Source organism: Enterobacter sp. Sphag1F (genome assembly GCF_014193275.1).
In the GTDB taxonomy this organism is placed as follows: domain Bacteria; phylum Pseudomonadota; class Gammaproteobacteria; order Enterobacterales; family Enterobacteriaceae; genus Pantoea; species Pantoea symbiotica.
Genome location: NZ_JACHZD010000001.1, coordinates 1,163,632 through 1,182,868 on the forward strand (window position 1 = coordinate 1,163,632; position 19,237 = coordinate 1,182,868).

General features: G+C 56.0%; 18 protein-coding genes. 13 read left to right on the forward strand and 5 right to left on the reverse strand.

The window, feature by feature from the left end:
• The first annotated feature begins 30 nt into the window (after nt 1–30).
• The 3 genes from FHW71_RS05315 (at nt 31) to FHW71_RS05325 (ending at nt 2,672) form a co-directional block, all read left to right on the forward strand.
• Entirely contained in the window at nt 31–1,350 is a 1,320-nt protein-coding gene (locus FHW71_RS05315; RefSeq protein WP_179449827.1) for a serine hydrolase, read from the forward strand.
• A gap of 183 nt (nt 1,351–1,533) precedes the next feature.
• On the forward strand, nt 1,534–1,890 hold the full coding sequence (locus tag FHW71_RS05320; protein ID WP_008101580.1) for a hypothetical protein: 357 nt from the start codon (nt 1,534–1,536) through the stop codon (nt 1,888–1,890).
• A gap of 122 nt (nt 1,891–2,012) precedes the next feature.
• Nucleotides 2,013–2,672, forward strand: coding sequence for an epoxyqueuosine reductase QueH (locus tag FHW71_RS05325; RefSeq protein ID WP_008101584.1), 660 nt, complete (start codon nt 2,013–2,015; stop codon nt 2,670–2,672).
• Between the two features lie 133 nt (nt 2,673–2,805).
• On the opposite strand, the gene mgtA is transcribed toward FHW71_RS05325, so the two are convergent.
• Nucleotides 2,806–5,529, reverse strand: a complete 2,724-nt coding sequence (mgtA, locus tag FHW71_RS05330) for a magnesium-translocating P-type ATPase (RefSeq protein ID WP_179449825.1) — start codon at nt 5,527–5,529, stop codon at nt 2,806–2,808.
• A 738-nt stretch (nt 5,530–6,267) separates the two neighbouring features.
• Here mgtA and FHW71_RS05335 point away from each other — a divergent pair.
• The 6 genes from FHW71_RS05335 to speG are packed head-to-tail and all read left to right on the forward strand — an operon-like array spanning nt 6,268 to nt 11,792.
• Nucleotides 6,268–7,836: an ABC transporter substrate-binding protein gene (locus FHW71_RS05335; protein WP_008101588.1), complete on the forward strand. Its 1,569-nt coding sequence runs from the start codon at nt 6,268–6,270 to the stop codon at nt 7,834–7,836.
• Nucleotides 7,836–8,888 carry an ABC transporter permease gene (locus FHW71_RS05340; RefSeq protein ID WP_110868285.1) on the forward strand — a complete coding sequence of 351 codons (1,053 nt, stop codon included), beginning with the start codon at nt 7,836–7,838 and terminating at the stop codon, nt 8,886–8,888. The genes FHW71_RS05335 and FHW71_RS05340 overlap by 1 nt, the downstream gene beginning before the upstream one ends.
• Nucleotides 8,885–9,742 (forward strand): ABC transporter permease, encoded by an 858-nt coding sequence (locus FHW71_RS05345; protein ID WP_179449822.1) that lies wholly within the window; start codon nt 8,885–8,887, stop codon nt 9,740–9,742. The genes FHW71_RS05340 and FHW71_RS05345 overlap by 4 nt, the downstream gene beginning before the upstream one ends.
• A complete protein-coding gene (locus FHW71_RS05350) occupies nt 9,732–10,565 on the forward strand; it encodes an ABC transporter ATP-binding protein (RefSeq protein ID WP_179449820.1) in 834 nt (277 codons plus the stop codon). The genes FHW71_RS05345 and FHW71_RS05350 overlap by 11 nt, the downstream gene beginning before the upstream one ends.
• Nucleotides 10,558–11,250 (forward strand): ABC transporter ATP-binding protein, encoded by a 693-nt coding sequence (locus tag FHW71_RS05355; protein ID WP_061718040.1) that lies wholly within the window; start codon nt 10,558–10,560, stop codon nt 11,248–11,250. The genes FHW71_RS05350 and FHW71_RS05355 overlap by 8 nt, the downstream gene beginning before the upstream one ends.
• Nucleotides 11,247–11,792: a spermidine N1-acetyltransferase gene (speG, locus tag FHW71_RS05360; protein WP_008101618.1), complete on the forward strand. Its 546-nt coding sequence runs from the start codon at nt 11,247–11,249 to the stop codon at nt 11,790–11,792. Before FHW71_RS05355 ends, speG begins: the two co-directional genes overlap by 4 nt.
• A 456-nt stretch (nt 11,793–12,248) precedes the next feature.
• On the opposite strand, the gene FHW71_RS05365 is transcribed toward speG, so the two are convergent.
• From FHW71_RS05365 to FHW71_RS05380, 4 genes are all read right to left on the reverse strand, one after another.
• Nucleotides 12,249–12,668, reverse strand: a complete 420-nt coding sequence (locus FHW71_RS05365) for a hypothetical protein (RefSeq protein ID WP_179449818.1) — start codon at nt 12,666–12,668, stop codon at nt 12,249–12,251.
• Nucleotides 12,669–12,752: 84 nt separating this feature from the next.
• Nucleotides 12,753–13,688, reverse strand: a complete 936-nt coding sequence (mmuM, locus tag FHW71_RS05370; protein ID WP_179449816.1) for a homocysteine S-methyltransferase — start codon at nt 13,686–13,688, stop codon at nt 12,753–12,755.
• Nucleotides 13,678–15,093, reverse strand: coding sequence for an S-methylmethionine permease (gene mmuP, locus FHW71_RS05375; protein WP_179450852.1), 1,416 nt, complete (start codon nt 15,091–15,093; stop codon nt 13,678–13,680). The genes mmuM and mmuP overlap by 11 nt, the downstream gene beginning before the upstream one ends.
• Before the next feature lie 132 nt (nt 15,094–15,225).
• The gene (locus tag FHW71_RS05380) at nt 15,226–15,564 is read right to left on the reverse strand and encodes a DUF2002 family protein (RefSeq protein WP_008101622.1); all 339 of its coding nucleotides are present in this window, start codon (nt 15,562–15,564) and stop codon (nt 15,226–15,228) included.
• A 150-nt stretch (nt 15,565–15,714) separates the two neighbouring features.
• Here FHW71_RS05380 and FHW71_RS05385 point away from each other — a divergent pair, with 150 nt between their 5' ends.
• The 4 genes from FHW71_RS05385 to nrdE all read left to right on the forward strand — a co-directional run bounded on the left by FHW71_RS05385 (nt 15,715) and on the right by nrdE (nt 19,237).
• The gene (locus FHW71_RS05385) at nt 15,715–16,035 is read left to right on the forward strand and encodes a DUF883 family protein (RefSeq protein WP_008101623.1); all 321 of its coding nucleotides are present in this window, start codon (nt 15,715–15,717) and stop codon (nt 16,033–16,035) included.
• Between the two features lie 434 nt (nt 16,036–16,469).
• Complete coding sequence (gene nrdH / locus FHW71_RS05390; protein ID WP_008101624.1) at nt 16,470–16,712, forward strand: glutaredoxin-like protein NrdH; 243 nt, start codon at nt 16,470–16,472, stop codon at nt 16,710–16,712.
• A gap of 3 nt (nt 16,713–16,715) precedes the next feature.
• The gene (gene nrdI, locus FHW71_RS05395; protein WP_179449814.1) at nt 16,716–17,120 is read left to right on the forward strand and encodes a class Ib ribonucleoside-diphosphate reductase assembly flavoprotein NrdI; all 405 of its coding nucleotides are present in this window, start codon (nt 16,716–16,718) and stop codon (nt 17,118–17,120) included.
• Entirely contained in the window at nt 17,099–19,237 is a 2,139-nt protein-coding gene (gene nrdE, locus FHW71_RS05400) for a class 1b ribonucleoside-diphosphate reductase subunit alpha (RefSeq protein WP_179449813.1), read from the forward strand. Before nrdI ends, nrdE begins: the two co-directional genes overlap by 22 nt.

A 19,237-nucleotide genomic window follows, 5' to 3' on the forward strand; every position in this document is an offset into this window, starting at 1 on the left:
CTTATTCACTCCTCACGCGCAGAGAACAAAATGCAAAAACGTCTTTTACAAGCCATCCTGATGGCCGCATCGCTAAGCGCGATCGCCCTTTCCTTCTCCTCGCACTCCTTCGCGGCGGAAACAAAGAATTGCGGTGGCGTAATGCTGCAATCTTGCCCGCAGCCTTTTGATAAAAAGCTGCCGGATCCGCATCAGATGCTGAGCTGGAGCCAGGCCGATCGTGTGGTGGGATTCCGCAATGATTACCGCAACTACGCGGGCGATGTATTTCATCATGGCGATTCAACGCTATTGAAAGCCGCCAGCAAGCCGCTGACCGATGCTTCTTACACCTTTAACGGCGAACGCTATTCATTGTCCGATTACCTGAAACGGGAAAATGTCAGCGGCATGCTGGTGCTGAAAAAGGGTCAAATTGCCTATAAGTATCTTGGCGCAGGCAATACCGACCAGACATTATGGACGTCTCGCTCAGTGGGCAAATCGGTCGTTTCCACGCTGGTAGGTATCGCCATCAAGCAAGGTAAAATCCATTCGCTTGACGATCGGGTGACGGAATACGAGCCAGATCTCAAAGGCACCGCCTGGGATGGCGTCACGCTGAAACAATTGATCCAGCACACTTCCGGTGTCGCCTGGAACGAGGATTACACTAATCCCAACTCTGACTTTGCGCATCTGACGCAGTGTGAAGCGCGCTCTGGCACCTACGATTGCGTGCGCAATATCATCAAACAGCTGCGTCGCGCACATCCGGCGGGAGAATTCTGGTCGTACTCATCCGGCGGTGCATGGTTGCTCGGCGATGTGCTGGAGAAAGCGACCGGCATGTCAATCGCCTCCTGGCTGGAGCAATCCATCTGGAAGCCTTACGGCATGGCCAGCGATGGCGTATGGCATGCCTATGCCAAAGGCCAGCACGACGTGGGCGCACATGGCTTTAACGCCACGCTGGAGGATTGGGGCCGCTTCGGCTTGTTCATCATGAATGATGGTCGTTTGCCAAATGGTCAGCAGATGTTGCCCGATCACTGGCTGGATGATGCATCCAACTGGACGCAGGCGCGCAACTCGGTATCCGCCGCTCATCCCGACGGCACCTATGGCTATCAATGGTGGAACAACGCGGTTGCCGCCAATGCGCAACATGTCGCTCCAACCGCCGATAAAGCGTTGAAAAATTCCCTGTGGGCGCTGGGAATTTATGGTCAGGTGATTATGGTGAACCGTGCTGAAAACCTGGTGATCGTGCAATGGTCAACCTGGCCTGAAGCTGAACCAAAGATGAATGCTCAGCCACTTGAAGCGGCGTTAATGTATAGCGCGATTGCGCAGCAGTTGGCAGATTAATGCTACGGGGGCCACCGTTAAGGTGGCTCCCTTCACTCTCTGCAACAACCTAAAATGCTATCTGGTGTCGATTTAACCAACGAAACTAGACCTTTTTCATTCCTGGTTTATTCTTAAATCTTTCCATCCCGGCCTATGCCAGGATGAATACCTGAGAAGACATATTTCATGAAAGAGGGAATTATGAAAAAGACCATTATTGCACTGTCAGCCATTCTGATGGCTTCTTCGGCTTTTGCCGCGACCACACATGCAACTGATGAGACTGTCGCTAACGCGCAGGCCGGTGCTAACACCGCTAAAGAAAAACTGCATCAGGCGCAGAACGAAGGCAAAGAGCAGCAGCTCAAAGCCAAGCATGCCGCTGAAGGTAAAAGCGACAGCATGACCAGCAAAGCCAGCGAAGGTACGCAGAAAGCCTGGAACAAAACCAAAGAAGGTTCTGAGAAAGGTTGGGATGCCACTAAAGAAGGCACGCAGAAAGGCTGGAATAAAACCAAAGAAGGTGCCAGCGATCTGAAAAAGAAAGTGACTGAATAACTTTCTTCGCTCAACCAAGAGGCCGCTTTTGCGGCCTTTTTATTGCCTGTTTTTCCTCAACTTTGCATCTTCCGCCCTATCCCCTTAGACTTTACGCAACACTCCATTACCCACTAAAGCTCATGTCTGACACTTTTACCCGCCAGCCGCTGCCCTTACCCAACGGTCACAACAAAGTGCTGTTGCACTCTTGCTGTGCGCCCTGCTCGGGCGAAGTGATGGAAGCGATGCTGGCTTCCGGCATCGATTACACCATCTTCTTCTACAATCCAAACATTCATCCGCTGAAAGAGTACGAGCTGCGTAAAGAGGAGAACATCCGTTTTGCCGAGCAGTTTGGCGTGCCCTTTGTTGATGCCGATTACGACAAAGATAACTGGTTTGAGCGGGCGCGCGGCATGGAGTGGGAACCGGAACGTGGCGTGCGCTGCACCATGTGTTTCGACATGCGCTTTGAACGCACCGCGCTGTATGCACATGAAAACGGCTTCCCGGTGATCACCAGTTCACTCGGTATTTCGCGTTGGAAGAATATGCAGCAGATCAACGACTGCGGCGTGCGCGCTGCGGCGCACTACCCCGATATGCTTTATTGGGAGTTTAACTGGCGTAAAGGTGGCGGCTCATCACGCATGATTGAGATCAGCAAGCGCGAACGCTTCTATCAGCAAGAGTATTGCGGCTGCATCTATTCGCTGCGCGACAGTAATCGCCATCGCGTAGCCAGCGGCCGCGAGCGCATTGAGATCGGCGTGCAGTATTACCAGCCAGACGAAGAGTAAAGAAAAGGGCAGGAAATCCTGCCCTTTTTCGTTAACGAAACACCAGCGTCAACACCACGATGACGATCATCATCAGTATCAGGTGAAACACCACCTTATTGAGATTGCGGTTACGCATTTCGCCTCCATGTGTTTAAAACCACTGACCAAAGCGCTTGATGTAGAGAATTTTCATGCCCTGCGCGACTACGCAATAACCCAGCAGCGTTGCCACCAGCCATGGGAAGTAAGACCACGGCAGCGGCACTAATCCCACCATCGCACCCAGCGGTGAGAACGGCAGCAGAATGCCGGCGATCATCACACACGCAGTGGTCAGCAGCACCGGCAGCGCTGCACGGCTCTGGATAAACGGAATCTTTTGTGTGCGCAGCATGTGCACCACCAGCGTCTGCGACAGCAAGCCTTCAATAAACCAGCCGGACTGGAACAGTGACTGCATTTCTGGCGTATTCGCCGCGAACACGTACCACATCAGTGCGAAGGTGGTGATATCGAAAATCGACGATGTTGGCCCAATCCACAGCATAAAGCGTTTGATATTACGCGCGTCCCATTTACGCGGTTTGCGCAGGAACTCGCGGTCCATTTTGTCCCACGGCAGCGCCAGCTGGGACAGATCGTACATCAGGTTCTGAATCAACAGATGAATCGCCAGCATCGGCAGGAACGGAATAAAGGCGCTCGCCACCAACACCGAGAACACGTTGCCGAAGTTCGAGCTGGCGGTCATGTTCAGGTACTTGATGATGTTGCCGAAGGTTTCGCGTCCCTTCATTACGCCCTCTTCCAGCACCATCAAATCTTTTTCCAGCAGGATGATATCGGAGGACTCTTTGGCAATATCCGCCGCGCTATCAACGGAAATCCCGACATCGGCATCACGCAGCGCCGGGGCATCATTAATCCCGTCGCCGAGGAAGCCAACGGTATGCCCTTGCTGCTGCAGCGCGCGCAGAATACGTGATTTTTGCAGCGGCGTGAGTTTAGCGAATACCGAACTTTGCGCGGCGGCGTCTGCCAACTGCTCGTCGCTCATCAGGGCAATCTGGTCGCCGGTGATGATGGCGCCGCTGTCGATGCCAACCTGCTGGCAAATGCGCGCGGTCACCACCGGATTATCGCCGGTCAGCACTTTGACGCTGACGCCATTGTCGCGCAGCGCGCCGATGGCTTTGGCGGCGCTCTCTTTCGGTGGATCGAGGAAAGTCAGCAGCCCTTCAACCGTTAATCCTTGCTCATCCGCCACGCTCAGCGGCTGTTGTAAACCCGGCTCCGCCAGCACGCGGCTCGCCACCAGCAGCACGCGGAAACCCTGCTCATTGTATTGATGTGCCAGCGCCAGCAGTTCTGCACGACGCGTTTCGTTCAGCGGTTGCACCAGTTTGCCTTCACGCTCGGCAGTCGCGATGCTCAGCATCTCTTCCACCGCGCCTTTGCAGATCAACATCTGTTGATTGAGACGACGATCGCGCACCACCACCGAAACGCGACGGCGAATGAAATCGAACGGCAGTTCATCCACTTTGATATAGGTATCGCCCACCGCCTCGCTGACGCGGTTTTTGCCGTACTGCAAAATGGCGCGATCCATCAGGTTCAACGTGCCACTTTGATAATGGCTGTTGAGCCAGCTCAGCATCAGCACGCGTGAGTTCTCCACGCCAGCACAATCCAGATGATGCTCCAGAATGATGTTGTCCTGCGTCAGCGTGCCGGTTTTGTCGGTGCAGAGAATATCCATCGCGCCAAGGTTTTGAATCGCATTCAGGCGTTTGACGATCACTTTACGCCGCGACATGGCGATGGCACCTTTCGCCAGATTCGAGCTGACGATCATCGGCAACATTTCAGGCGTTAAACCTACCGCCACCGCCAGCGCAAACAGTGACGCGTCAAGCCAGTCACCTTTGGTTAGGCCATTAATCAGCAGCACTATCGGCACCATCACCAGCATGAAGCGGATCAGCAGCCAGCTCACGCTGTTTACCCCGCGATCAAAGGCGGTTTGTGAGCGGTTACCAACAATCGATTTCGCCAGGCTGCCGAAATAGGTTTCGCTGCCTGTCGCCACCACTACCGCTTTCGCGCTACCGCTGGACACGTTGGTGCCCATCAGGCAAACGCTACCCAGTTCCAGCAGCGAGGTGCCCTGCTCGCTGGCCCCGCTGCTTTTACTGGTGACGTGGCCGGTGACGTCATATTTTTCAACCGGTAACGATTCGCCAGTCAAAATCGCCTGGCTGATAAACAGATCGCGTGAATCAAGCAGGCGCACATCGGCAGGCACCAAATCTCCCGCCGACAGATAGATGATGTCACCCGGCACCAGCGTGGCGATATCCACTTCCTGTTTGAGCGGCGCTTGCTGCGCTGACTCACGACGCAGCACCGTTGCGGTGGTGCGCACCATTGATTTCAGCGCCTGCGCCGCTTTATTGGTACGGAACTCCTGCCAGAAGCGCAGCAAACCGCTGAGCGTTACCATCGTCACAATGATGATGACACCGGTCAGGTCGGTCTCCTCGCCGTTGCGCAGCGGCAGCCAGAAATCAGTGAAAAAGCTCACCAACGCCAGCGCCATCAGGACATAGATAAACGGATTGTTGAACGCCTGTAGCAACTGCAATAACGCCGGTGGCGCTTTGTCGTGCTCAACCTGATTGCGGCCATAGACGCCTAAACGTGCCTCGGCTTCACGTTCACTCAGACCAAGGGCATCGCTGCGCAGACGCACCAGCGTTTCATCGGCAGTGAAACCGGCTTCATCTTCAATCAGGTAACGAGGTGTTTTTTGACGCGGCTGGCGCGTGGTATTCCAGGCCTTTTTTTCCTGGTTGAGTTTCATGTCAGTCATAGTGACATTCCTCTTTATTACGGCAATAAAAATCCCTGCGTGCGTGGCACACAAATTAAATTAACGGCAATGCGTTTTTTAAATTAAAAATAACCTGTCGGGAATTTCCATATCACCTCCCGGAAATTAAAGACGAAAAGAGTCGCTCGCAAAATAACGAGTAATAAATAAAGACGAAGGTAAACACCACGCAATCGAACAGCGAAAAGCTGTCTAATGCGCAGCGCAAATCAGCACGCTGGGGTTCAGCGCGCGTATCGAGGCGGAGGGAAAAGTGTGTTAAAAATCATGTGCATGATGATCTTCCCACGGGCTTTGGCCCGTTACAGTGTCGTTTTAAGGGAACAATCATCAGAAAAGGGAGGATTGCTGCCCGCCAGGGTGGCAAGCAGCGACAAAAAAGTTCGCGCGTCAGCTTGCCTTGTGATGCCAACTAAAAGGGTGACTGTCCAACTGAACTCTCCTGCTTTGAAATTGCGGCCATTATATTCCCGGAAGGAACGAAGTAAAGTTAATTATTGGTTAATCACAGATCATTTATATTTCGTTGCAGTTGAGTTGATATAAGAATTATTGGTCGCCATGAATGGCGACCCTACGATGGCCATGCAACCTTCAACCCTTATAACTGAACCACCCGACTTAGATCATTAATGCATATGCATAGCCTGAAATTGACTATTCTTCACTGCTGCGCTCTCGTAAACTCGCGTTACTTTTTTTAGGCAAGGAAACAACATGAAAAAAATTATTCCATCACTGCTGGCGTTATCGCTGGTAGCCGCCTTCTCTGTTCAGGCAGCGACGCCGAAAGATACGCTGGTAATTGCCCAGTCTACCGACGATGCCGACAGCTTCGATCCCGCGCAGGGCTTTGAACTCACAACAGTGCAAGCGTTCACTAACATTTATCAGCGCCTGGTTCAGTCCGATCCGACCAATCCCACCGATTTAAAGCCAACGCTGGCTACTTCCTGGCAAGCGGGCAGCGATAATCGCAGCCTGACGTTTGAACTGCGCAAAGGCGCTCAGTTCGCCAGCGGCAATCCGCTGCGTCCGGAAGATGTGATCTTCTCGCTGGGCCGCGTGGTGAAACTCAACCTCGATCCCTCCTTTATTCTTACCCAACTTGGCTGGAATAAAGATAACGTCGATACCTTCCTGAAGAAGGTTGATGACAACCACGTACAGATCAGCTGGAGCGCCAACGTCAGCCCGGCGTATGTACTCAGCCTACTCTCTGCGCCGGTCTCTTCGATTGTTGATGAGAAAACCGCGCAGGCCAACGCGAAGAACGGTGACTTCGGCCACGCATGGCTCGGCACCCACTCTGCCGGTAGCGGCCCGTATCAGATTCGTAAAGTGGTGCTGCATGAAGCGATTCTGCTGAGCGCCAACCCAACCTCTCCGGCGGGCGCACCGAAGCTGAAAAACATCCTGATCAAAAACGTTCCGGAACCGGCGGCGCGCCGTCTGCTGCTGGAACAGGGCGATGTAGATATCGCGCGTAACCTCGGCGCGGATCAGATCGCCTCGCTGAAAGGCAAAGCGGGCGTGAAGACCGAAGCGATCCCGATGGCGTCGCTCTACTACATCCAGTTCAACATTGGTGAAAATCCGGTGCTGAAGAACCCGGCGCTGTGGGAAGCGGCTCGTTACCTGTTCGACTATAAAGGTATCGCAAACGACCTGCTGAAAGGCCAGTTCGACGTGCATCAGACCTTCCTGCCGAAAGGTTTCCTCGGCGCAATCAACGACACGCCTTACACCTACGATCCTGAGAAAGCCAAAGCGATTCTGAAGAAAGCCGGTCTGACTAACGTCAGCTTTAAGCTCTCCACCAGCAATCAGCCGCCTTACCTCGATATCGCGCAGGCGCTGCAGGGCAGCTTTGCTAAAGGCGGCGTGAAGGTTGAAGTGCAGCCTGGCCTGAGCTCTGAAGTCTCTACCCGCGTGAAGGCGCACAAATACGAAGCCACCCTCAACGCCTGGGGCGCAGACTATTTCGATCCTAATACCAACGCCGCGTCGTTCGCTTACAACCCGGAAGATGGCAGCAAAACCGTGGCTTACCGTTCTGACTGGCATATCCCAGAGCTGAACAAGCAAACGCTGGCCGCCACCGCCGAAAGCGATAACAACAAGCGCGTCGAACTTTATCAGGCGATGCAGCGTGAAGTGCTGAAGAACTCGCCGTACGTGATTGGCTTGCAGGCGAAAAACCTGATTGCGCTGCGCGACAATCTGCAAGGCTATGTGCAGGGCATCAACCCGGACATGGTCTATTACTCGCAGGTTTCTAAGTAATGGCAGTGTCAGCTTCACAGGCCGGGTTCGCCCGGCCACTCTGGCAACGCGTTAGCCACATCGTCACCAGCCTGCTTTCGCTGCTGGTGACGTTGGTCGGTTTGTTAGCGTTCACTTTTATGCTGTCGCACCTGTCGCCTGTCGATCCGGTGCAGCAGATCGCCGGCGATCACGCCAGCGAAGCCACCTACGCGCAGGTGCGCCACGATCTCGGCCTCGATCAGCCGGTGCTGGTGCAGTTCTGGCGCTATATCAGCCATCTGGCGCGCGGCGATCTCGGCTTATCGCATCTAACCAATCAACCGGTCAGCGCCGACCTGATGCGTACCTTCCCCGCCACCATTGAGCTGGCGACCTGCGCGATGATTTTTGCTGCAGTTTTCGGCATTGCCCTGGCGCTGCTGGCGGCATGGAAACCGGGCAGCATCATCGATAACGTGGCACGCTTTGTGTCGCTGCTTGGCTACTCGGTGCCGGTGTTCTGGCTCGGCCTGCTGGGTTTGCTGCTGTTTTACGCCGTGCTGCACTGGTCAGCCGGACCGGGCCAGCTCGATGACATCTGGATCTACACGCTGGAGCCGAAAACCGGCTTTGTGCTGATTGATAGCTGGATGTCCGGCGATCCCGAGATGTTCCGCAATGCGATTGCCCATTTGTGGCTGCCGGTAGTGATTCTCGGCCTGCTGGCGATGGCGGGCATTACACGCCTGCTGCGCGCGGCGCTGCTGGAAGAGAGCAGCAAAGAGTACGTGGTGCTGGCGCGCGCCAAAGGTGCCAGCCGTGGCCGCATTTTGCTGCGTCATATTTTCCCCAACGTGCTGGGCACGCTGATTACCGTTATCGCCCTCTCCTACGCCACGCTGCTGGAAGGTTCGGTATTGACCGAAACGGTATTTGCCTGGCCGGGCGTCGGTCGCTACATGACCAACGCGCTGTTTTCCTCTGATGTACCGGCGATTCTCGGCTCGACCTTGCTGATTGGCAGCTGCTTTATTCTGCTCAACGCGCTGGCCGATGCCCTGACCTGGTTAACCGATCCGAGAACCCGATGACTCAACAACTCTCTGAACTGGAAACGCTGCGTCCGCGCCGCCGCCGCGCGCGCGTGACCTCGCTCACCATCGGCCTGACGCTGGTGCTGATTGTGGTGGCGATGGCGTTGTTCGCGCCGTTGCTGGCACCTTTTGATCCCAATGCGCAGATCATCTCCCAACGTTTACAAGCGCCGTCGGCGCTGCACTGGTTCGGCACCGATGGCTTTGGCCGCGATCTGCTGTCACGCGTGATTTACGGCGCGCGCCCAACGCTGCTGCTGGTGTCACTGATTCTGGTGTTGACCATCCCGGTTGGCCTGCTGGTCGGCATCACCGCCGGTTACATTGGCGGCTGGACCGAGCGCGTGTTGATGCGCATTACCGATATCTTCCTGTCGCTGCCGAATCTGGTGATTGCGCTGGCGCTGGTCGCCATGCTCGGCCCCGGCCTGATGAATGGCGCATTGGCGCTGGCGCTTACCAGCTGGCCGCCGTTTGCCCGTCAGGCGCGTGCGGAAACGCTGGCGCTGCGCCGCAGTGATTACCTCGCCGCCGCGCGCATGCAGGGTATCACCGGCTTGCGCCTGATGTTTGGTCATATTCTGCCGCTGTGTATGCCAACGGCGGTGGTGCGCGCCGCGCTGAGCCTCGGCGGCATTATTCTTTCTGCCGCTGGCCTCGGCTTCCTCGGCATGGGCGTGCAACCGCCTACCGCTGAATGGGGTTCGATGGTGGCGGAAGGCAGTAAAGTGATCTTCGACCAATGGTGGGTTGCCGCCGCACCCGGCGGCGCGATTCTGTTCGCCAGCCTGGCGTTTAACCTGACAGGCGATGGCCTGCGTGACCGACTGGATACTCGCCATGCCAAATGATCTGTTAATTGATGTACAAGGCCTGACGATTCGCAGCGATGATGCGCTGCTGGTCGATAACATCGGCTTTCAAATTGGCCGCGAGCGCGTGGCGCTGGTGGGTGAATCCGGTTCCGGTAAATCGCTCACCGCGCGCACGCTGATGGGCTTGCTGTCGCCTTCGCTGCATTTGCAGGCCGAGCGTTTGCAGATTGTTGGCACCGATGCGCTGAGCCTGCGCGAGCGTGACTGGATCCAGCTGCGCGGCAGTAAAGTGGCGATGGTGATGCAGGATCCGAAATATGCACTCAATCCCACACGCACTATCGGCTGGCAGGTGGAAGAACCGCTGGTGCTACACCACAAACTGAGCCGCGCCGAGCGCAAAGAGAAAGTGTGCGAGATGCTGGATGCGGTTGGCTTGCCCGATCCGCGTCAGTTGATGAAACGCTATCCGCATCAACTCTCTGGCGGCATGGGCCAACGTGTGATGCTGGCGATCGCCTTGATCACCGATCCTGAACTGCTGATTGCCGATGAGCCTACATCAGCGCTCGATCACGCAATGCGCGATCAGGTGCTGGCGCTGATTCGTCGTCTGGTGGAGCAGCGCAACATGGGTTTGCTGCTGATCAGCCACGATCTACAACAGGTTTCTGAACACTGCGAGCGCGTGATGGTGATGTATCAGGGCCGCGTGCTGGATACCTTGCCGGCGTCCGAGCTCTCCAACGCCAGCCATCCTTATACCAGCACCTTGTGGGCCTGTCGTCCGAGTAAAGCTACGCACGGCGAGCGCTTGCCGGTGCTGGATCGTGCTGCGCTGGAGAAGAATGATGATTGAGTTATCGAACCTCAGCGTTTCGCACAAGCAAGGTTACGAGCTGCGCACCGTGGTGCACGATGTGTCGCTGCAGGTTGCGGCCGGCGAGTGTTTTGGTCTGGTTGGCCCGTCCGGCTGCGGCAAGTCGTCGCTGCTGTGGGTGCTGGCGGGATTGAATCCGCACTGGAGCGGCAGCATGTCGCTGGCAGGCACCGCCGTGCAGCCCGGTAAAGCCTTCACCGGCCAACTGCGTCGCGATGTGCAGATGGTGTTTCAGGATCCCTACGCTTCACTGCATCCGCGCCATCGCCTGCGTCGCACGCTGGCGGAACCGCTGAAAATGCTCAAGCGTGATAATATCGATGACCGCATTAATGCCGGCTTCCGCCATGTCGGGCTGGATCCGGCGCTGGCGGATCGCTATCCGCATCAGCTTTCAGGTGGTCAGCGCCAGCGCGTGGCAATTGTGCGCGCCCTGCTGCTGGAACCGAAGATCCTGCTGCTGGATGAGCCGACCTCGGCGCTGGACATGTCGGTGCAGGCCGAGATCCTCAACCTGCTCAACGATCTGAAGCAGAAAGATGGATTAACCATGGTGCTGGTCAGCCACGATCCGGATGTGATCGATCACATGTGCGATCGCGCGGCGCGCATGGCGCAGGGCCGCATCGTGGAACAACATTCAACAACAAGGAACACCGTATGACGGTTAAGTTACGTCCGCTGGAGCGGGAAGATTTACGCTTTGTGCATCAATTAGATAACAACGCCAGCGTGATGCGTTACTGGTTTGAAGAGCCGTACGAAGCCTTCGTCGAGCTTTCTGACCTGTATGACAAACACATCCACGATCAAACCGAGCGTCGCTTTGTGGTGGAGCATGATGGACACAAAGCCGGTTTGGTGGAGTTGGTCGAGATTAATCACGTGCATCGCCGCGCTGAGTTTCAGATCATTATCGATCCTTCACATCAGGGCAAAGGCTTAGCCACGAAAGCGGCAAAGTTAGCGATGGATTACGGCTTTTCGGTGCTGAATCTCTACAAACTCTATCTGATTGTTGATGAAGAGAATAAGAAGGCGGTGCATATCTACACCAAGTTGGGTTTTGAGGTGGAAGGCGTACTGAAGCACGAATTTTTCATCAACGGCGAATACCGCAACACCATCCGCATGTGCATTTTCCAGCAGCAACATCTGGCACAGCATAAAAGCGCCAATGCGATGGTTAAGCCCACCGCGCAGTAATCGTTTGGTCGCCATGAATGGCGCAATGCCGCTCGGTTGAGCGCTAAGCGACTTTCGTTCGCCTTGAGCTGAGGCAGTTACAGCACCTTGGTGCGGCGACCGAGCAGAGGACGCCTGGCCGCGCCCTCTGCACTCCCCGGCCTTGCGCCAGCCCAATCCGCCGCTGCGCGGTACCTTCACTCATTCACGATTCCTGACGGACCGGTGTCGATTCGCTCCTGCTCAGCGCCACCTCTCGCCGCATCCATGCGGCTCGCCCTAGAATCCCTCAATCGTTCAGCGGATTAGGATGTCGCCTCAACACCCGCGCTGCAGCAACAGTGCATTTTCCTGACTCACAATCGCTAAACCCCGTAGGGTCGCCATTCATGGCGACCTGGTGCGCCTAAATGCGCTAATAACAGACGTTGGTGTTGGGTGACATCTTCAGCGCATAGCGTAATGTAACAGCCATGATTAACCGCGCGCGCCGACGACGTTCAGCTTCGGCTGCGGATGTTCAGGTTTGAGATCGTACATACCGCCATAAAAGGGATCGACCAGCAGCCAGCCGGGGAAGCCCAACAGCGGAATATTTCCCAGCAAATACCACAAATTGGCGTTGGCCTCGATCGGCAAGGTTAGCGGCACGTAGCCCGGACTCTCCAGCATCACCTGATAGTGCTTCTTACCAAAATAATTCCCGGTAGATTTCGCCAGCTCAACGGTTTGCGGCGTATAACCCTGCGCCACCGCGCGGCCGGTCTCATCCTGCACGGTGAAACGCGCGCCTTGTGGCAAGGAGTCAATTTTTACCGGTTGCGTTTCAGTGCCGACAATGGTGGCGCAGCCGCTCAGCAGCAGCGCACAGGCAGGAAAAAGAGGTTGCAGGTTCATAGCAGGTCCGCTTCAGCATCAGATAGGACAGTGTAAACTGCCCTTCTGTGCTTAATCGCGCTATCACTGATGATTTTCTGCGCTTTATTGCGGTTGACAACAAGCAGCAATCGCCGCGATATCCTGCGGCGTGGTGCGGCAGCAGCCGCCAATCAGACGTGCGCCAGCCTGCTGCCATTCGGCGAACTTATCGTGCAGCGTGCAACCCGATGGCGCCGAGTGCCAGGTTTTGCTGCTGGCATCGTACTGCTCGCCGGAGTTCGGATAGACCAGCAGCGGCTTGTCACACAGCGCCTGTAAGCTGCGCAGTGCGGGCGTCACGCTCTCCAACGCCACGCAGTTGATGCCAATCGCCACCACCTGCGGTGCCGCATTCACCAGCTCCGCCACTTTGCTCAGCGGCGTACCGTCGCTGATGTGTTCGGCATCGCGCAGGGTAAAGGAGAACCACGCGCTGCTGGCAGGGAATTCGGCCAGTAAACTCACCAGCGCCTGCGCCTCAGCGAAGGACGGCAACGTTTCGCAGGCTAGCAGATCGACTCCCGCTTCCAGCAACGCCTTCACGCGCGGACGGTGGAACGCTTTCATCTGCTCTTCCGGCAGCGCGTAATCACCGCGATACTCCGCACCATTCGCCAGAAACGCGCCATATGGCCCGACGGATCCGGCCACCAGCAGCGGCGCGGTGCTGGCCGAGGATGCGCGATAGTCGTCACGCGCGCGCTGCGCCAGCTGTACGCTCTGGGTGATCAGTGCCAGCGCCTGCGCTTCATCTAATCCACGCGCCGCAAAACCCTGCGGCGTGGCCTGATAGCTGGCGGTGATCGCCACATGTGCGCCAGCGGCAAAGTAGTCGTGATGCACCTGATAAATCAGCTCAGGATTTTCCATCAGCACTTTGGCCGACCACAACGCATCGGCCAGATTGCAGCCGCGCGCTTCCAGCTCGGTCGCCAGCGCACCATCGAGAATCAGCGTGTCAGTTTGGGTTAGTGCCTGCGCGATGGGATTACGCGACATCGTTGGCCTCCTCAGCCTTAAGGGATGACTTACGTCGTTGCGTGACATGGTATGCGGCATAGCAGAACAGCACAAACGGAATGCCGCACCACAGCGCAATACGCTGCGACGGATCGAACGCCAGTCCGACACATGCCAGCAGGCAAAGCAGGAAACCCAGAATCGGCGTCAGCGGATAGAGCGGCGCGCGATACGCCAGCTGTTGCAAGGTGCCGCCCGCCTGCAGATGGCGACGACGGAACACATAGTGCGAGGCGCAGATGCTGAGCCACACCGCCACCACCGCAAAACCGGAAATCGCCGACAGCGCCACAAACACCGTGTCCGGCGCAATCACGCTGGAGAAGAGTGCCAGCAGGCCACCAATCATGCTCACGGTCAACGCCAGCACCGGAATACCGCGACGATTAACGCGCGCAAAACAGCGCGGCAGCGTCTTCTCATTGGCCAGCGACCACAACATGCGGCCAGAAGCATACAGGCCGGAGTTGGCGGCGGAGAGGATGGCGGTCAGGATCACGAAGTTGAAGATATCTGCCGCGTACGGAATGCCGATCTTTTCAAACACCAGCACAAACGGGCTTTTGACGATCCCGGCCTGATCCATCGGGATCAGCGCCGCCAGCACGAATACCGTGCCGATAAAGAAGATGATCAACCGTGCAACGGTGGTGCGGATCGCCAGCGGCAGCGCTTTTTGCGGCTGCTCGGTTTCACCGGCGGCGATGCCAATCAATTCCGTGCCCGAGAAAGCGAAGTTGACCGCCACCATGGTCATCAGAATCGGCAACGTGCCATGCGGCAGCCAGCCGGAAGCGGTGAGATTGTGCAATCCCGGCGCGGCGCTGCCGTCTTTCATCGGGATAAAACCAAAGATCGCGCCCGCACCGAGAATAATAAAGGCGATGATGGTGATCACTTTGATGATGGAGAACCAGAATTCACCTTCGGCAAAGAAGCGCGTCGAGACGATATTCAGCAGATAAATGGCGATGCAGAACACCAGACACCACATCCATACCGGCACGCTCGGGAACCAATACTGCATGCAGAATCCGGCGGCGGTCAGGCTGGAACCCAGCGCCACCGTCCAGGTGAGCCAGTAAAGCCAGGCGACGGTATAACCGGTGGCCGGGCTGAGATAGCGCGCGGCATAGACGTGGAAAGCACCGGTTTCCGGCATCGCCACGGCCAATTCGCCGAGACATACCATCACCAGCCACACCACCAGCGCACCAATCAGATAGGCCAGCAACGTACCGGCTGCGCCGGTGGTGGAGATGATGTAGCCGGTATTGAAGAACAGTCCGGTTCCGATCACACCGCCAAGCGACAGCATCACCAGATGCCGTACTTTCATGGTGCGCTTAAAATTTTCCTGCGGAGGCGTATCCTGAGTTTGCATCATATTTATCCGTATGGACGTCTGAACATCTATATGGACACAGGGTTATACGCGTCAGCGTGCGGATTTGCAACGGGGCAGAAGGTAAGGATTAAGTGAGGATTTGCGGCCCCGCGTTGACGGGGCGCAAGATCAGGCGCCGAATACGCCTTGCAGATAACGCTCAAGCGCAACGCGCGAGCTGAAGCCGTGCGGAATACCGTAATGCTCCTGCGAATCGCCCATTAAATAGAGTGGGAATTGCGTGTAGTGATCGCAGGTTTTCATCTCTGAAGCCGGTTCAGCAAAGCTCTGGCTTTTCTCTTTCAGCGTCGGGTGAATGATTAAGGCGGTCCGTCCCATACGCGCTTCGCGATTGACGTACACATAGTTTTCGCCGCGACGATAACCGTAAATTTTTGGCGTTTGGGTATCCATTTCGAAGCCCACTTTCTCAAGTACGCGCGCTACCTCATCTGGTCGTAAATACATGCTTGCTCCTCTCTTCTCACAGCCCCGCAACCTTACAGCAGCAGGATGGCATGGGCATTCGGAATTTTCCCTAAAGCCTGGCACATCCCTGCGTTTAATCACGCTTCGTCTACACTGAGTATTACGTTTTAAATCAAAGGGAGCTAAAAAATGTTTAATCGAAGCGCAAAAAACGATGACATTGATATTAATCAGGATGTAAACGAACTGGCCGATTCGCTAGAGGCGTTACTTAAATCTTATGGCAGTGAAGCTAAAGATGAGGTTGATAATGCACGCAGCCAGGCGCAGGCGCTGCTGAAGCAGACGCGTGCCAAACTGAGCGGCGGACAGAGTCGCGTATCGCAAGCGGCGCGTGACGCCGGTACGCAGGTTGATGCGTATGTACACGACAAGCCGTGGCACGGCGTCGGCGTGGGTGCGGCAATCGGTTTAGTGCTCGGCGCGCTGCTGGTGTCTTCACGCCGATAAGCCTGAAAGTAGACTCAATAAGCCTCGCTGATGCGGGGCTTTTTTGTGGGCGCGAGGGGGTGCGCGCTTTCCCTCACCCTAGCCCTCTCCCGCAAGCGGGAGAGGGAATGATTCGCTCGGTCGGCTCCTTCTCCCGCTTGCGGGAGAAGGCTGGGATGAGGTCCAGATCGCACAAAATCCAACCAACCTTCCCACCTCATTCCCTTTACAAAAAATTTTTCCGGCCTGGAAGGCGCATGATCTCTGGGCTTAGCGATTATCCGAAGATCAAAATAACAAAACCCTATATCTGGTGGGCTTGACCCTTTTAATCACTACATCTAGTATTCAACTCATCAACCAGCTACCAAATGTCGTCAAGGACGAAGTTCGATGCAAACAGGAATTTGCTTCGTATCTCGCAATCTGACCGCAATCAAAGGGAAATACGAATCATGCGCATTATTATTTACACCAAAGACAACTGTGTCCAGTGCAATGCGACAAAAAATGCCATGGACCGCAAAGGTATCGACTATCAGCTGATCAACCTTGATACCCAACCAGAAGCCATCGACAACCTCAAATCTCTCGGCTATCGCCAGGTGCCGGTGGTGATGACGCAAGACGATCACTGGAGTGGCTTCCGTCCCGACAAAATTGCCAGCCTGCGCCAGCTCGCGGCCGTCGGGGGATAAGCCATGTTTCCACTGGTCTATTTCTCTAGCCAGTCGGAAAACACGCACCGATTCATCACGCGTCTTGGGCTGCCTGCCCGCCGTATTCCGGTTGACGGCACGCAGCGCCTGCAGATCGAACAGCCCTACATTTTAGTGGTGCCGAGCTACGGCGGCGGCAGTTCGCGCGGAGCCGTGCCGAGACAAGTGATTCAATTCCTCAATGATGATGCCAACCGACGCGGGATTCGCGGGGTGATTGCTGCCGGTAACCGCAACTTCGGTGAAGGCTATTGCCTGGCGGGCGACATCATTGCGCAGAAATGTCAGGTTCCCTATCTCTACCGCTTTGAGCTGATGGGAACCCCCGACGATATCGCTAATGTAAAAGCGGGAGTGACCCAATTTTGGCAACGACAGACACCCTAAACAGCTCGCTAACGGATTACCACGCGCTTAACGCGATGCTGAACCTGTATGACGCCGATGGCCGCATCCAGTTCAGCAAAGATCACGAAGCGACGCGCCAGTTCTTCCTGCAGCATGTGCAACCCAATACCGTGCAGTTTGCCTCTGCGGGTGAACGCCTGCGCTATCTGGTGGCCGAAGGCTACTACGAAGCCGAAGTGCTGAATCAGTACGATTTCGCTTTCCTGTGCCAGCTGCACGATGAAGCCGATGCGGCAGGTTTCACTTTTCACACCTTCCTCGGTGCATGGAAGTTTTACACCAGCTACACGCTGAAAACTTTCGACGGCAAACGCTATCTGGAAAGTTTCGAACAGCGCGCCTGCATGGTGGCGCTGACGCTGGCACGCGGCAATGAAACCTTAGCGCGCGAGCTGCTGGCAGAAATGCTGAGCGGTCGCTTCCAGCCGGCTACGCCAACCTTCCTTAACTGCGGTAAGCAGCAGCGCGGCGAGCTGGTCTCCTGCTTCCTGTTGCGCATCGAAGACAATATGGAATCGATTGGTCGCGCAGTGAACTCGGCGTTGCAGCTGTCGAAACGCGGCGGCGGCGTGGCGTTCCTGCTCTCCAACCTGCGTGAATCAGGTGCGCCGATTAAGCGCATTGAGAACCAGTCATCGGGCGTGATTCCGGTGATGAAGATGCTGGAAGATGCGTTTTCCTATGCCAACCAGCTCGGTGCGCGTCAGGGCGCAGGCGCGGTGTGGCTGAATGCGCATCACCCGGATATTTTCCGTTTTCTCGATACCAAACGCGAAAACGCCGACGAGAAGATCCGCATCAAAACGCTGTCGCTTGGCGTGGTGATCCCGGATATCACCTTCCAGCTGGCGAAAGAGAATCGCGATATGGCGCTGTTCTCGCCGTACGATGTTGAGCGCATCTACGGCAAAGCCTTTGGTGACATCAGCATCAGCGAGCATTACGACGAAATGCTGGCGGACGATCGCATCACCAAAACCTACATCAAGCCGCGTGATTTCTTCCAGACGCTGGCAGAGATTCAGTTTGAGTCGGGCTATCCGTACATCATGTTCGAAGACAGCGTGAACCGCAGCAACCCGATTGCCGGCCGCATCAACATGAGTAATCTCTGTTCCGAGATTTTGCAGGTTAATAGCGCCAGCGAGTTCTATGACGATCTCAGCTACCGTCGCGTCGGCAAAGATATCTCCTGCAACCTTGGCTCGCTCAACATTGCCCATGCCATGGATTCGCGCAATCTGGCGCAAACCGTGGAAACCGCCGTGCGGGCGCTGACCGCCGTTTCCGAGATGAGTGAGATCAATTCGGTGCCGTCGGTGGCGGAAGGCAATCGCCGCTCGCACGCAATTGGCTTGGGTCAGATGAACCTGCACGGTTATCTGGCGCGCGAAGGCATGGCGTACGGTTCAGAAGAGGCGCTGGATTTCACCAATCTCTACTTCTATTGCGTCACCTATCACGCCGTGCGCACCTCGAATCTGCTGGCGCAGGAGCATCAGAAGAGTTTTGACGGTTTCGCCGAGTCGAAATACGCCAGCGGTCAATATTTCGATAAGTACACACAACAAGCGTGGCAACCGCGTACTGCGCGCGTGGCAAAACTGTTCGCTGATGCCGGACTGGCTCTGCCAACGCAGGCCGACTGGCAAGCGCTGCGTGCAGCGGTGATGCAGCATGGGCTGTACAACCAGAACCTGCAGGCGATTCCGCCAACCGGTTCGATCTCGTACATCAACCATGCGACCTCCAGTATTCACCCGATTGTGTCGCGCATTGAGATCCGTAAAGAGGGCAAAACCGGCCGCGTCTATTATCCGGCACCGTTTATGACCAACGACAATCTCGACCTTTATCAGGATGCGTACTCGATTGGGCCGGAAGCGATTATTGATACCTACGCCGAAGCCACGCAGCACGTCGATCAAGGCTTGTCGCTGACGCTGTTCTTCCGCGACGACGTCACCACGCGCGATATCAATAAAGCGCAAATTTACGCGTGGAAGAAAGGCATCAAAACGCTCTATTACATTCGTCTGCGCCAGATGGCGCTTCAAGGCACCGAGGTGCAGGGCTGCGTCTCCTGCTCACTGTGA